Here is a 13,402-nt window from a genome sequence, read left to right on the forward strand (position 1 = left end):
GCGGCGTGTGGCGCCCTGGTGGGTGCCGGTATTCCCTTACCCAAAACACAGTGACTGCAAAACATGTCCTGAAAAAACCGTAAAAACCCCTGAAAACGCGCCGCCTCAGGCAGGCGCTTTCTTCTTGATAAAATAGTCCAGCCCCTGTTTCCAGCCCTGCGGGCCGTACAGCGTGGTACGGAAAACGCTGTCGCTGTCGTCATGTTTCAGCGGCATCGGCTGGTCATGGTGCCCGCGGATCACGACCGCGCGGTCCACCGCATCCAGCATGGAGAGGTCATTCGGCCCATCGCCCAGGCCGATGGTCACCATGGCGTGGCCGCGCTGGCGGCGGTACTCCCCGGCCAGCCACTGCACTGCCTGGCCTTTACTGACGCCCGCGCCCATCACATGCCAGAAGCGGCCGCCACGGGTCAGCGTCAGGCCCTCCTGGTTGAGGTAGGTTTCAAAGCGCGCCAAATCACGCTCGCTGCCGAACCACACCAGCGGCTCAGAGCCTTCGCGCGTCATCGCCAGTTGCGCCTCATCAACCGGTAACCCGGTCCAGTCCGCCACCTGGGCGGCATTGACGTCACCGAATCCACGGCACTCAAAATCATAGCGCAGCCGCAGCGCATCGATGATTTTTCGGATTTCGCCATACTCCGCGCCAAACACTTTGCGCGGCCAGGCGAGGTGGTCACGCCAGCTCTCCGGCAGCGCTATCACCGCACCGTTCTCGGCGATAAACGGCACATCGGTGAGGTTCAGCGCCTTTTGCAGCTCCGTCACTTCCGCGGCGGTCTTGCTGGTGGTGATCACCACCGGAATCTGATGTGCCGCCAGATAGTCCAGCCAGCCCTGCGCAGGCTTCCAGCTGTAATCGTCATGATCCAGCAGGGAGCCGTCCAAATCGGTGAAAATAAGCAGTGAATTATCCAGATACGGCATTGTCATTCCCCAAAGCGTGGTACAGATCGCGCATCGCCGATCCCTCTGCGCGCCGTAAACCGGGGGCGTCTGGCCTCCCGGCGCGGCGCTTTTCTGTCACAGTGACGGTATGGCCTGTTAAAAGTATATACGCTATTCAGACAGGCAATGGTTAAGCTGTAAACAGACAAATTCTGAATGTTATCATTGCTGTTTTTTACATCAGCCAGACTATCGTTTTGCCATAAGCCGCAACCGGCAGATAAACCACGGCGCTAAGCGCAATCCGGGCAGCGATCAACGGCAGATGCCGAAGCCGCGCATCCCGAGGTGAAAGTGGTTGGCGTGGGCGGCGTTGTAGTCCGGCCCGAGGGTATTGCCGAAAAAACGGCAGCTCTGGCTGAACACCTGATGCAGATAGCCGGCGGTGGGGGTCGCCTGCGGCCACTGTTTCAGCACGCTGATGCTGCGCCCGTCCGCCAGGCGGAAGCCTGCGACATCCAGCGCTTCGGCGGTGGCGTGTTCGCTCAGCCGCGCATGTTCCCGGTGGTAGATATTGCGGCAGGCGTAACTGCCGAGGTGGTCAATGCGCGTCAGGCGGCTGCCGAGCAGCTGTTCGGCCTGCGGCGCGGCGGCCTGATTGATGAACATCGCACTGCTGAGCGCCAGCGGGCAACTGGCCAGAAAGCTGCTGCTCAGGGCCACGTTCCCGAAACGGGTGACGCGCACCGGCGCGGGTAACGGGCATTGGCCGCCGAGCGGCGCAGGCCGGGTAAAGCTGATGCGGCCGCGCTCGCGCGCCTGCGTCAGCACCTGCAAACAGGCGGCCGGGTCATTTTGCAGGCGGCGCAGTTTATAGCGGGTCACAAAGGTGGGCGGGTCATCGACCGTCAACGGCACAAACGGGTTATAGCCGGGCGGGATCTGCGCCATGATCCACGGCCGCCAGTCCGGGTACAGCCGCGGCACGGCGATCGCGGCCGCGGCCAGCACCCCCAACACCGCCACCCATTTCATGCCTCGTCCCATTTTGCTGCTCCCTGAAGTGGCCCGGTGTTGAGTATAGCCGCTTGCAGCCTCCCGGTTTCCTGCCGGCAACATCATGGCTACAATACTCCCAGGAGGAAACCAGAATGAGTGATGAAGATGACCTGTTCAGTCAGGAGATGGCGGATGTCACACCGCTGTCAGAGAAGCGCAGTGTGGTTTACCTCAAAAGCAGCAGCCCGGCCGAACGCCGTGAGGCGGAAGAGGCACGCCTGAAGGCGCTGGATAACCCGCTGACCCAGGGTTTTCTGGACATTATCGCGCTGGATGAGCCGCTGGATTATAAAGATCCCGGCGTGCAACAGGGCGTGCTGGACAAGCTGCGCAAAGGCAAATACCCCACGCAGGCCACCCTGAACCTGCTGCGAAAGCCGGTGGCGGAGTGCCGCCAGATGCTGTTTGACTTCTACCTCAGCGCGCAGGAGAACCAGTGGCGAACCTTACTGATTGTGCATGGCCGCGGGCGCGACGCCAACAGCCATGCCAATATCATCCGCAGTTATGTCGCCAAATGGCTGAAACAGCTCGACCAGGTGCAGGCGTATTGTGAGGCGCAGAAACAGGATGGCGGCGCCGGGGCGTGCTACGTGGTGCTGAAAAAATCGGCACAGGCGAAGCAACACAACTGGGAGCGGCACGCCAAACACAGCCGCTGACCCACAAAAACCGGCCGCTGCGCCGGTTTTTTTCGCGTTGTTGAGCCGGGGTTGCTGCAATTGCCCGCCCGATTTGGTGAAATCAGCGCCTGAATTTTTTTGCCGGACACTGCGTTATGCCATTCCCTTTTTCCCGTTGTTCCTCTTTCCCCGCGCTGGGGCTGCTGGCCGCCGCACTGATGCTGGCCGGGTGTGACACGCCCCCCGCTGACCCCGGCATGGTGATTGAGGGCAAGATCATGGGCACCGTTTACCGCGTCAGCCTGGCGGGGGTCGATGAGGCCCGGCGTCCGGCGCTGGCGCGCGATATCCTGAAGGTACTGAACACCGACGACCAGGAAATCTCTACCTATAAGCCGGACTCGGTGCTGTCACGCTTTAACCGTTACCAGGGCAGTGCGCCGCAGCCCATCAGTGCCGACATGGCGGATGTGCTGGTCACCTCACTGCGGATCGGTACCCTGACGCAGGGCGCGATGGACATCACCGTCGGCCCGCTGGTGAACCTGTGGGGCTTCGGGCCGGACAAGCAGCCGGTCAGCACGCCGGATGAGGCGCAGATTGCGGCGGCCAGGCAAAACGTCGGCTTGCAGCACCTGACGGTGACCGCACGGGCTGACGGCCAGTGGCTGCAAAAAGACCGGCCGGGGCTGTATGTGGATCTCTCCACCGTGGGCGAGGGCTACGCCACGGATCATCTGGCGCGGCTGATGGAGCAACAGGGCATCAACAACTATCTGGTGTCGGTGGGCGGCGCGGTGCTGTCACGCGGCCATAATGCGCAGGGCAGGCCGTGGCAGGTGGCGATCCAGAAACCCACTGACCGGGAGAACGCCGTCCAGGCGATTGTGGATTTGCAGGGTCACGGCATCAGCACTTCCGGCAGCTACCGCAACTACTACGAGCTGGACGGCAAACGGCTTTCCCACGTCATCGACCCGGCCACCGGCCACCCGATTCATCATAAACTGGTTTCCGCCACGGTGATCGCCCCGACGGCCACGCTGGCCGATGCCTGGGACACCGGGCTGATGGTGCTCGGCACCGACAACGCGCTGGCGCTGGCGAAACAGCAGCAGTTGGCGGTCTACCTGATCACCCGTGAGGGCGACCATTTCGCCCATTACATGTCCCCGCAGTTCAAAACCTTCCTGGTCGAACAGGAAAAGTAACCCTTTCCGGCGCGCTAACCGTGGCGCGCCAGCCAGTTTTTCAGGTGCAGCGCGTCACTATAGTGCGCATAACGGTTTTTGCCGCCCATGATCACCATTAACACCGGTTTGCCGTGGATAAGCGTCCGCACCACCATGCAGTGGCCCGCCTCGTTGGTGAAGCCGGTCTTTTGCAGCTGGATGCGCCAGTGGTGGTTATGGATAAGCCCATTGGAGCTGTGGTACACCAGCCGCCCGTGGCCGGGGTACACCACCTCACCTTTATCCGTCGAGAAACGGCGGATCAGCGGGAAGTGCCAGGCAGCGCGCGCCATCCGGGCCACATCCTGCGCGGAGGCGACATTGCGCGGCGACAGGCCGGTCGGGTCAACAAAGTGGCTGTGGCGCATCCCGAGCCGGCGCGCCTTGCGGTTCATCTGCCGCAGGAAGCCGGGCCGCCCGCCCGGCGCATAACGGCTGAGCGCCGCCGCCGCCCGGTTCTCCGAGGACATCAGCGCAATGTGCAGCATATCGCGGCGTGACAGCACCGACCCGACCGTGAGGCGCGAGTGGGTCTTCTTCAGCAGATCCCGGTCCGTGGGTTTAACGTGGATGCGGGTGGTCAGCGGGCGCTTTCCCTCCAGTACCACCATCGCCGTCATCAGTTTGGTCAGGGAGGCCAGCGGGTAGGCGCGGGCGCTGTTTTTGCTGTACAGCACCCGGCCGGTCACCGCATTGACCACATACACCGAGCGCGATTGCAGGCGCGGTTTCCGGGCAGCAGCCACGGCCGGTGAGGGCGGCAACAGCAAAAAGACGAGCAGCGGGCACAGGGTGAACAGCAGGGAAACACGGCGGAGCAGCAGGGAAAAAAGCATGGGGGGCAACATCACCATCAGGTCAGCAGGAAATAACAGAACAGGCAAGTGGCTCATTCATAAGGAAAATACGCAATAAATCAGGCCGGGACAGTCTGCGGGGCAATTATGGAGAAAAAGTGGATACGGCGGCCCTTCCTGTCTACCGCAGGTAAGGGAGTATGTAGAAATCTTTCCGTTGCCCGCCGGAGGGCAGAAAATGAGGCAATGCAGCCGTCATGCCGGCAACGTTACGTGACGGTGTCACGTAACGTTGCCGGCAGACAGGGGGCTTGTCCCGTACAGCATGGCCGGGATAACAGCAGCAGAAGAGCAGAGAACCGGGTTGAACACAAGGGGAGCGGCCCTGAGCAAGCGGTTAACGCATTAACATTGTCTCAGTGGCCGCTTTATTGAGAAAACAGGTAGAGGTCTTCATCTGATCAAACAAAAGGTTAAGTCACTCGCCTGCAAGGGGCGCAGGGGGAGTCAGGGGGCGGCTGTTCATCATGATGCGGTTTATCATGACGCTATTCATCGTGTAAAAACTGGCTCACCAGCGTTGCCTGCAACGTCAGCATCGCCTGTTCTGCATGGCGCATGTGATCGGTGGTTATCCGGTATACCTGACAGCCATCCTGAGCCTGCAACGCGGTGATTAATTGGCGTTGCCATTCAATGCCTTGATGGCGGGCCACCGGCTGGGAAAGCAGGTAAATGTCTTTACAGATCGCCAGCTCTTTCAGCAGGCGTTGCAGAAAACGGCACATAAACGCCAGCAGGCTGTTATCAGAGTAACCGGCCACCAGCGAGTGGAAATCCAGCTCCGCCATGCGTTGCCGCCAGCGTTCGTCATCGTCGGCAGGTTCATGGTCATACACCGCGATCAGCTCGTTTAACCGGGCGAACCCCGCCTCATCAATCCGGCCGATGGCGCTTACGGCCACCAGGGGTTCCAGTGCCTTACGCAGGGCATAGATATCCGAGATAGAGATATTTTTTCCGAACAGGTAGTTGGAGAGGAGGCTCATGGCGCGGGATTCAGACATGGTTTCAATGAAGGCGCCGCCGCCGGGGCCGGTGCGGGTGCGTATCAGCCCTTGCGCTTCCAGCGATTTTAATGCCTCGCGTACCGTGCTTTTCCCGGCGGCGAACTGGTTTATCAGGTCTTTTTCCTGTGGCAGGCGATCGCCCGGCCCCAGGTTTTGTTCAATGATGTTGTCTTTAATCGCGTGGGCGATTTCATCTGTGCGTTTACGCCGAACCACGTCTGGTTTGTCGTCGTGTTCTGTCATCTATAGTTCCTTTAAGATAAACCCATGCCGGACAGCAGGGGTCAACATAACCCGGTTACACACCTGGGTATCACCATTTTTTCCGGTACACGGAAAAAGCATTCTCCTGGGGCATGCGTCGCTGCCCGTCTGAAATGCGCATGACATGCGCCAAAAGGGCCGGTAAAACCGGGCCGGAAAATCAACAATGGAATGTGTTCGCAATGGCAATGCCGGACATCACCGATGAAAGGAAAAACACGCAAATGTGGGCCTGGAAAAAACGGGGGGTTCCCATGCCATTTTGCGCAAGCCTGCCCACACAGTGGTTCGACAAAGCAGCAAAACACATGCTAAGCATGATGAACTATTTTTATGACAATAATTAGCCGCAAGCTGCACTTTTAACACAAAGGTGTGATTAATTGCACAATAAACCAACAATAAAATGAGGTTTTGCTAACCATTCGTGGCGGGGGTATTTATAATGACAAATAGATTATCGCCAGGGAACGTTCCCATCCTGGTAAGGCCAGAGAGGGAAAAAACGCCCTGATCACCGCAGGCAGCCGGGGAGGCTGCCGGGCAGCATAGGCAGGAAAGCATGACATTTTCTATCGTGGCCCGGGACGAAGCGACCGGGGAGCTGGGCGTGGCCGTCGCCGCCGGGCAACCGGCCATTGGCGCACTGGTGCCGCACGGGTTTTCACAGATTGGGGTACTCGCCAGCCAGGGGTTGCCCAACCCGCTTTACGGCCCGCAAGGGTTGGCGCAACTGGGTTCGGGGGTCAACGCTGCCTGCACGCTGGAGCGGTTGCTCAACGCTGACAAGGCGCGGGCAGGGCGGCAACTGATTATTCTGGATCGGTTCGGCCGTACTGCCGCCTGGACAGGCGCGGACTGCGACGGGTACGCCGGGCATTTGCGGGCTGATCAGGTCGCCGTGGCCGGCAGTTTCCTGGCCGGGCACGGGGTATTACAGGGGATGATGAACAGCTGGCTGAAATCGCAGGGCAAGCCGCTGGCGAAAAGGCTGATGCTGGCGCTGCTGGCGGGTGAACATGCCGGCGGCGACGTCCGCGGCATCCACGCGGCCGCGCTGCGGGTTTACGGCGAGCGCCGTTACCCCGATCTGGACCTGCGGGTAGACTGGTGTGAGACGGCGCTGGTGAACCTGAAAGCCGCCCTGAAACAGGTGCAGTCCGCCTCCCACACCGCCTTTCTGCGCCGTCTGCCGGTACGCTGAGCGGCCTGCCGGCGGCGGGTTACAGCTCCACAATCGGCAGTTTGCCGCGGATGATTGGCCCACAGAGAATTTTGTAGCCGTCACTGTCGAAGCTTTTGGCCGTGGCTTTCAGGCGCGGCGCATCGGCCAGATCCTCCACTGACCCCAGGTAGAACCAGTTATGGATGATATGGTACTGCTTCATACCCGGCCGCTCCTCCACTAACGCAATCGCGCCCTGATAGGGCCAGCAGACCACCTGCACCGAGGCCAGCGCATCCAGCAGCCGCTGGTTATGCGCCTCCACCGTCTCTTTCCCGCAGCAGGCCCCGGCACAGCGCCCCAGGCTGGCGCGGAAACAGGCGCGCCCGGCGCGGGTCGCTTCCAGCCCAAGCAGGCCGTGGCACAGCTTGTGGTTATCTGCCAGCGTCAGCAACGTCTGCTGGGCGGCGCGGCGGCTGGAATACAGCCCATACAGCCCCGGTGCGTGGGAGAAGTCGATCTCTTTGGCATAGACCACGGTGGGTTTGCCGTCGAGCACCTGCAACGAGCAGAGCTGGCGGTTGTGGCGCAGCCGCTTATTGTGCAGCGGCTGTTGCTGCTTGATCATCTGCGCTTCCAGCAGCAGCGCGCCCACTTCTCCGGCCGTGGGAATAAAGGTGATATGGCGCGACTGGCGCAGCATCCGTGCTTCCTCTACCGTGCGCAGGTGCGACAACACCCGGCTGCGGATGTTGACACTTTTGCCGATGTAGAGCGGCATTACGTCGCTGTCACCGTGGAACACATAAACGCCGGGGCACTTCGGCAGGGCGTCCAGGGAATCACGCAGATGTTCGGGGTATTGGTAAATTGCCGCCGGTTCAAACTCGAGCCGGTGGGTGGAAGCACGTCTGGCCAAAACATTCACTCCATCACTGTAATTATATCCAGCCTACCAGAAGCGATACGATTGAGAAAGTCTGTATAAGATTTGTCCCGCATTAAGAGGCTGCCCGGACGGGGCTGCCGGCCGCGGGAGCGCGGCGGATAGTCTATCCTACCTGTAAGCGCGGTGCGCCCTGCCTGCGCCCGCCCGGAAAGATGCGTGTACCGCCTGCGCCGGCAGGCCATGCCGTGAGGAGAAACTATGTCGTTGATTATTATGGAACAACCGGAACAGACCGTGTATGGCGTCCGGGTCGTCGGCCCCTATGAACGCACCATCCCGCTGGGGTTTACCCAGCTCACCCGCTGGCGCAAAGCGCGCAACATCACCGGCGGTGACATCATGACCCTCTACCTCGACAATCCGCTGACGGTGGCGCAGGAGACGCTGCGGGCTGACGTGGTGTTTACGTTTGAAGAGGGCATGACACTGCCGCCGCCGGAGCAGATGACGCGCGGCAACGTGCGCATTACCGAGCAGGTGATCCCCGGCGGTATTTATGCCATGTGGCGCACCCGGGTCTTCAAGACCGATTTTGTGAAGGCGTGGCGGGAGTTCTATGAGCAGCGCCTGCTGGAGAGTGAATACCGCCCCTGCCTCGGCGCCTGCTATGAACGCTACCTGAACGAGGGCGCGGAAGCAGACTATTTCGATATTGAAATCCACCAGACGGTGTGCCTGCGCGCCTCGCTGGAATCCGGGGCGGTGCTGCCCGCGCCGGACAGGCGTTGATCCCCCACCGGGCATAATGCTGAAAACCGGCGCTGCCCGGTTGCCTGCCTGCCGGGGATCGGGCAGATTAAGGGGAAATCTGCGGCTGTATACCGGATTACCCCCCGTTACCCCCGGCAAAAGACAGGTATGTATTTATGCGCCACTATCGCCCGGTCGAGAACCGGCATTTCAGATCATTGCGGATTAAAGATAAGCGCATCAGCGGGTTGGGCTTCTACCAGTGTACCTTTGAAGGGTGCGACTTTTCCTCGCTGGCGCTCACCGGCTGCATGTTCGAGCAGTGCGAGTTTATCAATTGCAGCCTGGCCAACCTCACGCACCAGCAGCTGTCGGTGCTGTCGGTGCGTTTTCAGTCGTGCAAAGTGCTCGGCATCGAGTGGGCAAGCCTCAATATCCCGCTCGCGTTCTGTATGACCGGCTGCAAGCTTATCTACAACACCTTCCAGGGCAACAGCCTGCCGGAGATTGAGTTCTCCCACTGCAACCTGATCGACACCCAGTTCTCCCGCTGTGACCTGCGCAAAAGCAACTTCACCGGCAGCGAGTTCATCCACACCACGTTTGAACACTGCTGCCTGAACGGGGCCAACTTCCTCGACAGCGAAGGGCTGGTGCTGGACGCCGAAAGCAACGCCATCACCGAGGTCTCCTTGCCGCTGGACGCGGCGCTGGGGCTGTTGCAGAAGTACCGCCTCACGATCCGTTAACCCTGCCGCCCACGCACCGTTACTCCGCGCCGGGCAGGGTCAGTTGTTGCCGGGCGTTGAAGAAGGTGCGGCAGGCGAGGTAACCGGCGATGATCGCCGCCAGGCTGGCGGTGGAGAGCAGCATAAACGTCACCATGATCTGGTATTTGATCGCCATCACCGGATCAACCCCGGCAAAAATCAGCCCGGACATCATGCCCGGCAGGCTCACCAGCCCCACGGTTTTCGCCGCGTCCACGGTCGGGATCATCGCCGCGCGGAGGCTGCCGCGCAGGATGGCGCGGGCGGACTGGCGCGGTGTGGCCCCGAGGCTCAGCATCTCCAGCACCTGTTGCTGCTGGTCATGGAAGCGCCGGCGGAGCTGGGTGTAGCAGAGGCCCACCGCGACCATCGCGTTACCGGCGATCATGCCGGTGATGGGGATCACCTGCATCGGCAGGAAAGCAATCGCCCCGCTGGCAAGCAGCAGCGCGAGCGTCAGCCCGGTCGCCACCCCGATGGCGGCAAAAGAAATGGTGAACGCGTGCGGCAGGTTGCGGCTGCGTTTGCGCGCATTGAGCGCCGCGTTGAAACAGATAAACAGCACCATCAACAGCGTCAGCCAGGTGTTATCCAGCGCAAAAAGGGTCTTCAGCACATAGCCGACCAGCACCAGTTGCACCACCGCGCGTAAGCTGCTCCAGAGCATCTCTTTTTCCAGCCCGAGCTGCTCACGGCGGCTCACCAGCAGGGCGACCAGCACCAGCCCCAGCGCCATCATCAATGCGCTGTTGGTTATCGCAGGGTGGGTCATGGTGCCTCCCCGGCCGTCAGGCGCTGGTGCTTCAGCCACAGCACCCGGTCAGCATGGCGTGCTTCCTGCCGGTCGTGGCTTATCCACACCACGGCGGTCACGTGCTGACGCGTCTCGCGGCGCAAAAAGGTGCCGACCCGCTGTTTGTTTTCGTCGTCCAGCGCGCTGGTGACTTCGTCAAGCAGCAGCACCTGCGGCATACATTGCAGGTTACGCAGCAGCGCCACCCGCTGTTTTTCACCGCCGGAGAGCGCGGAGACCGGTTTCGCCAGCATCGTTTCCGGCAGGGCCACCCCGGCCAGCCCGGCCCGGATCCGCTCTTCATCCACCGGCAGCCCGCGGATCAGGTAAGGGAACGCCAGATTGTCCCGCACGGTGTCGCCGAACAGGTGCGGTGACTGGAAACCGTAAGACACCTGCTGCCGGTAGGCGGCCGGCTCCCGCGCGGCGATATCCTGCCCGTTAAACAGGATGCGGCCGCTGTCCGGTGTCAGCAGGGCGGCCATCAGCTTCAGCAGGGTACTTTTGCCGCTGCCGGAGGGGCCGCGCAGCATCACCCATTCACCGGGTGCCAGTGAAAAGGAGAGGGCCTGAAGCAGGGGACGATCGTTAAGGCGGTAACTGACGTCAATCAGTTGCAGCAATGCGGGGGGAACAGCCATGCAGACTCCTGTCGCCGGCAGCCGCTGCCACGGCTGCCGCTGAATAAAGGGCGACAGCATAGCGAATATTCCGCCTTTACGCTGCCGGCCTGCCGGGCCTTTTTTAGGGAAAGGGCGTTATGCCGGTCAGTGATAGCGTATCTGTTCCGGCTCCCGCGCCATGATCACCTTGCCGTGGCGGATGGAGAGGCGCACCCTGGCCTGCCGGCGCAGCACCTCGTAATCATTTTCGGCCTCCAGCACCACAAGATTGGCCGGGCGGCCCACCGCCAGCCCGTAGCGTTCACCGAGGTGCATCACTTTCGCGCTGTGGCCGGTCACGAAATCCAGGCAGCGTTGCAGATCCTCATAGCCCATCATATGGCAGATGTGCAGCCCGGCATCCAGCACCCGCAAAATGTTGCCGTTGCCGAGCGGATACCACGGATCTTTGATCGAGTCCTGGGCGAAACAGACGTTCAGCCCGGCGCGGTCCAGTTCCGCCACGCGGGTGACGCCGCGCCGTTTCGGGAAGCTGTCGAAACGCCCCTGTAAGTGGATGCTTTCCGTCGGGCAGGAGACAAAATTCAGCCCGGCCAGCCCCAGCAGGCGGAACAGTTTCGCGCAGTAGGCGTTGTCATACGAGCCCATCGCCACCGTATGGCTGGCAGTGACGCGCTCACCCATGCCGCGCGCCCGCGTCTGCTCCGCCAGCACCTCCAGGAAACGTGACTGCGCATCGTCGGTTTCGTCACAGTGCACATCCACCAGCGCGTCATGCCGCTCTGCCAGATCCATCAGAAAGCCCAGGGAACTGACGCCCTGTTCGCGAGTGTGTTCATAGTGCGGGATGCCGCCGACCACATCCGCGCCCATCGCCATCGCGGTTTCCATCAGTTTCCGCCCGTCCGGGAACGACTCAATGCCCTCCTGCGGAAACGCCACGATCTGGAGATCCACCCGGTCGCGCGCCTCGTCACGCACCTCCAGCAGCGCCTTCAGCGCGGTCAGCGCCGGAGAGGTGACGTCCACATGGGTGCGCACATGCTGGATACCGTGATCGCGCAGCAGATCCAGCGTGGCGTGGGCGCGCTGTTTCACATCCTGATGCGAGAGCGTGGCTTTGCGCTCTGCCCAGCGCGCAATGCCCTCAAACAGCGTGCCGCTCATGTTCCAGGCCGGCTCCCCGGCGGTCAGCGCCGCATCAAGATGGATGTGCGGCTCCACCAGCGGCGGGATGACCAGTTGCCCGGCGGCGTCCAGCGCGTCCGGGTGCGGGGGCAGTGAGCCGGGTTGGGCATCAATGGCGGTCAGCACGCCCTGTCCGGCGCAGAGGGTAAACAGGCCGCTGCGGTGGCGCAGCCGGGCATTGATTAGTTTCATCGGATCTCCTTCTACAAGGCAGATAACACGAAAGGGGGAGGCCGGCCCGGCAGCGCGGGCGGCAAGACGGTTTTAATGCACCGCTTTCACAGAGTATGGCAATTTCATTTTAAATTTTTTCACAATGTTCTATAGCTTAATAGGCATGTTACAAAAAAGTTACTTACAAAATACCTGTTATCGTAACGGCCGGACGATCCAGAGAGATCGCCGGTGAGAGGGGGGATGTATGGACGTGGATCTGTATGAGGTAAATGCCTTCAGTAACCGGCCGCTGGGCGGTAACCCGATGGGGGTGGTGTTACTGGAAGAGTGGCTGCCGTCCCACACACTCCAGGGCATGGCAAGCCAGACGATGACACCGGTCACCGCGTTTGTGGTGCGGCGCGGCAAGGTATGTGAAATCCGCTGCTTTACCGCCTGGCGGGAGCTGGCGCTCAACGGCAGCGCGGTGCTGGCGTCTGCCGCCGTGATCATGGACTTTTATGACCGGCACCAGCGGCGGGTCACGTTTATCCATTCGCGGGGTGAGGCGGAAGTGTGGCGGCAGGAAGGGCGGTTGCATCTGGATTTGCCGCAGTGGCGGCTGCGCCCGCGTGCCGACAGCGCGCCGGTGCTGGCGGCGCTGGGGGTCGCACAGGGGGAAGTGTGGCAAGGGCGCGATCTGGTGGTGGTGCTGGAGAGCCGGGAACAGGTCGCGGCGCTGAAGCCCGATTTTATCCGGCTGGCGCGGCTGCCGGCAGCGCTGGTGGTGGTGACCGCCGCCGATCAGGACAGCGGCTATGTGCTGCGCGCGTTCAGCCCCTCTACCGGGGTCTGTGAAGATGCCGCCACCGCCACGGCGCACTGTGCGCTGGCCCCGTTCTGGGCGGCCCGGCTGGGCAAAAGCCAGTTACAGGCCGAGCAGCTCTCGTCACGCCGGGCGAACTTTACCTGTGAACTGCTGGGCAACCGGGTGGTGATTGAAAGCCAGGTGTTGCAGGTGCGCCATAAATTATTGACCCTCCCGCGTGAAATGACCCAACCCTCCTCGCTGTAACCCTGCACTGTTTCTGCCCCAGCTTACCCGCCGTTAATCACGGCGGGTAAAGTTTTT

At 61.4% G+C, this 13,402-nt stretch carries 15 protein-coding genes; 7 read left to right on the top strand and 8 right to left on the bottom strand.

The window, feature by feature from the left end; all coding sequences use genetic code 11:
* Positions 1 to 105 precede the first annotated feature (105 nt).
* Positions 106 to 930: a mannosyl-3-phosphoglycerate phosphatase-related protein gene (locus CYR52_RS20145; protein ID WP_072929782.1), complete on the bottom strand. Its 825-nt coding sequence runs from the start codon at positions 928 to 930 to the stop codon at positions 106 to 108.
* A gap of 276 nt (positions 931 to 1,206) precedes the next feature.
* Positions 1,207 to 1,938 carry an extensin-like domain-containing protein gene (locus CYR52_RS20150; RefSeq protein WP_241506068.1) on the bottom strand — a complete coding sequence of 244 codons (732 nt, stop codon included), beginning with the start codon at positions 1,936 to 1,938 and terminating at the stop codon, positions 1,207 to 1,209.
* 104 nt (positions 1,939 to 2,042) lie between these two features.
* On the opposite strand from CYR52_RS20150, the gene smrA reads away from it, so the two are divergent.
* The gene (smrA, locus tag CYR52_RS20155; RefSeq protein WP_101829303.1) at positions 2,043 to 2,612 is read left to right on the top strand and encodes a DNA endonuclease SmrA; all 570 of its coding nucleotides are present in this window, start codon (positions 2,043 to 2,045) and stop codon (positions 2,610 to 2,612) included.
* A gap of 116 nt (positions 2,613 to 2,728) precedes the next feature.
* The gene (gene apbE, locus CYR52_RS20160; RefSeq protein ID WP_072929776.1) at positions 2,729 to 3,784 is read left to right on the top strand and encodes an FAD:protein FMN transferase ApbE; all 1,056 of its coding nucleotides are present in this window, start codon (positions 2,729 to 2,731) and stop codon (positions 3,782 to 3,784) included.
* Between the two features lie 14 nt (positions 3,785 to 3,798).
* On the opposite strand, the gene CYR52_RS20165 is transcribed toward apbE, so the two are convergent.
* Positions 3,799 to 4,641, bottom strand: a complete 843-nt coding sequence (locus CYR52_RS20165; RefSeq protein WP_206602282.1) for a serine hydrolase — start codon at positions 4,639 to 4,641, stop codon at positions 3,799 to 3,801.
* A 509-nt stretch (positions 4,642 to 5,150) separates the two neighbouring features.
* Positions 5,151 to 5,915, bottom strand: coding sequence for a FadR/GntR family transcriptional regulator (locus CYR52_RS20170; RefSeq protein ID WP_072929774.1), 765 nt, complete (start codon positions 5,913 to 5,915; stop codon positions 5,151 to 5,153).
* A 140-nt stretch (positions 5,916 to 6,055) separates the two neighbouring features.
* On the opposite strand from CYR52_RS20170, the gene CYR52_RS20175 reads away from it, so the two are divergent.
* Both CYR52_RS20175 and CYR52_RS20180 read left to right on the top strand, forming a co-directional pair.
* A complete protein-coding gene (locus CYR52_RS20175; protein ID WP_146000844.1) occupies positions 6,056 to 6,283 on the top strand; it encodes a hypothetical protein in 228 nt (75 codons plus the stop codon).
* A gap of 215 nt (positions 6,284 to 6,498) precedes the next feature.
* Complete coding sequence (locus tag CYR52_RS20180) at positions 6,499 to 7,140, top strand: DUF1028 domain-containing protein (protein WP_072929769.1); 642 nt, start codon at positions 6,499 to 6,501, stop codon at positions 7,138 to 7,140.
* Between the two features lie 19 nt (positions 7,141 to 7,159).
* Here the strand turns inward: CYR52_RS20180 and cho are convergent, their stop codons facing one another.
* Complete coding sequence (gene cho / locus CYR52_RS20185; protein ID WP_072929767.1) at positions 7,160 to 8,020, bottom strand: excinuclease Cho; 861 nt, start codon at positions 8,018 to 8,020, stop codon at positions 7,160 to 7,162.
* 228 nt (positions 8,021 to 8,248) lie between these two features.
* On the opposite strand from cho, the gene CYR52_RS20190 reads away from it, so the two are divergent.
* Both CYR52_RS20190 and CYR52_RS20195 read left to right on the top strand, forming a co-directional pair.
* On the top strand, positions 8,249 to 8,779 hold the full coding sequence (locus tag CYR52_RS20190; RefSeq protein ID WP_072929765.1) for a GyrI-like domain-containing protein: 531 nt from the start codon (positions 8,249 to 8,251) through the stop codon (positions 8,777 to 8,779).
* 137 nt (positions 8,780 to 8,916) lie between these two features.
* Positions 8,917 to 9,489, top strand: coding sequence for a pentapeptide repeat-containing protein (locus tag CYR52_RS20195; RefSeq protein WP_072929763.1), 573 nt, complete (start codon positions 8,917 to 8,919; stop codon positions 9,487 to 9,489).
* A gap of 19 nt (positions 9,490 to 9,508) precedes the next feature.
* Here CYR52_RS20195 and fetB read toward each other — a convergent pair whose 3' ends face one another.
* The 3 genes from fetB to codA form a co-directional block, all read right to left on the bottom strand.
* Entirely contained in the window at positions 9,509 to 10,282 is a 774-nt protein-coding gene (gene fetB, locus CYR52_RS20200; protein ID WP_072929761.1) for an iron efflux ABC transporter permease subunit FetB, read from the bottom strand.
* On the bottom strand, positions 10,279 to 10,944 hold the full coding sequence (fetA, locus tag CYR52_RS20205; protein ID WP_101829305.1) for an iron efflux ABC transporter ATP-binding subunit FetA: 666 nt from the start codon (positions 10,942 to 10,944) through the stop codon (positions 10,279 to 10,281). The genes fetB and fetA overlap by 4 nt, the downstream gene beginning before the upstream one ends.
* 126 nt (positions 10,945 to 11,070) lie before the next feature.
* Positions 11,071 to 12,306 (bottom strand): cytosine deaminase, encoded by a 1,236-nt coding sequence (gene codA / locus CYR52_RS20210; RefSeq protein ID WP_101829306.1) that lies wholly within the window; start codon positions 12,304 to 12,306, stop codon positions 11,071 to 11,073.
* A gap of 229 nt (positions 12,307 to 12,535) precedes the next feature.
* Here codA and CYR52_RS20215 point away from each other — a divergent pair, with 229 nt between their 5' ends.
* On the top strand, positions 12,536 to 13,345 hold the full coding sequence (locus CYR52_RS20215; RefSeq protein ID WP_072929754.1) for a PhzF family phenazine biosynthesis protein: 810 nt from the start codon (positions 12,536 to 12,538) through the stop codon (positions 13,343 to 13,345).
* Positions 13,346 to 13,402 lie beyond the last annotated feature (57 nt).

The organism is Chimaeribacter arupi (assembly GCF_002858805.1).
Taxonomy (GTDB): domain Bacteria; phylum Pseudomonadota; class Gammaproteobacteria; order Enterobacterales; family Enterobacteriaceae; genus Chimaeribacter; species Chimaeribacter arupi.

Bases quoted from the DNA above. Each gene is read 5' to 3' on its own strand.
- CYR52_RS20145 (WP_072929782.1), bottom strand. From the start codon at position 930: ATGCCGTATCTGGATAATTCACTGCTTATTTTCACCGATTTGGACGGC.
- CYR52_RS20150 (WP_241506068.1), bottom strand. From the start codon at position 1,938: ATGGGACGAGGCATGAAATGGGTGGCGGTGTTGGGGGTGCTGGCCGCG.
- smrA (WP_101829303.1), top strand. From the start codon at position 2,043: ATGAGTGATGAAGATGACCTGTTCAGTCAGGAGATGGCGGATGTCACA.
- apbE (WP_072929776.1), top strand. From the start codon at position 2,729: ATGCCATTCCCTTTTTCCCGTTGTTCCTCTTTCCCCGCGCTGGGGCTG.
- CYR52_RS20165 (WP_206602282.1), bottom strand. From the start codon at position 4,641: ATGCTTTTTTCCCTGCTGCTCCGCCGTGTTTCCCTGCTGTTCACCCTG.
- CYR52_RS20170 (WP_072929774.1), bottom strand. From the start codon at position 5,915: ATGACAGAACACGACGACAAACCAGACGTGGTTCGGCGTAAACGCACA.
- CYR52_RS20175 (WP_146000844.1), top strand. From the start codon at position 6,056: ATGACATGCGCCAAAAGGGCCGGTAAAACCGGGCCGGAAAATCAACAA.
- CYR52_RS20180 (WP_072929769.1), top strand. From the start codon at position 6,499: ATGACATTTTCTATCGTGGCCCGGGACGAAGCGACCGGGGAGCTGGGC.
- CYR52_RS20190 (WP_072929765.1), top strand. From the start codon at position 8,249: ATGTCGTTGATTATTATGGAACAACCGGAACAGACCGTGTATGGCGTC.
- CYR52_RS20195 (WP_072929763.1), top strand. From the start codon at position 8,917: ATGCGCCACTATCGCCCGGTCGAGAACCGGCATTTCAGATCATTGCGG.
- fetB (WP_072929761.1), bottom strand. From the start codon at position 10,282: ATGACCCACCCTGCGATAACCAACAGCGCATTGATGATGGCGCTGGGG.
- fetA (WP_101829305.1), bottom strand. From the start codon at position 10,944: ATGGCTGTTCCCCCCGCATTGCTGCAACTGATTGACGTCAGTTACCGC.
- codA (WP_101829306.1), bottom strand. From the start codon at position 12,306: ATGAAACTAATCAATGCCCGGCTGCGCCACCGCAGCGGCCTGTTTACC.
- CYR52_RS20215 (WP_072929754.1), top strand. From the start codon at position 12,536: ATGGACGTGGATCTGTATGAGGTAAATGCCTTCAGTAACCGGCCGCTG.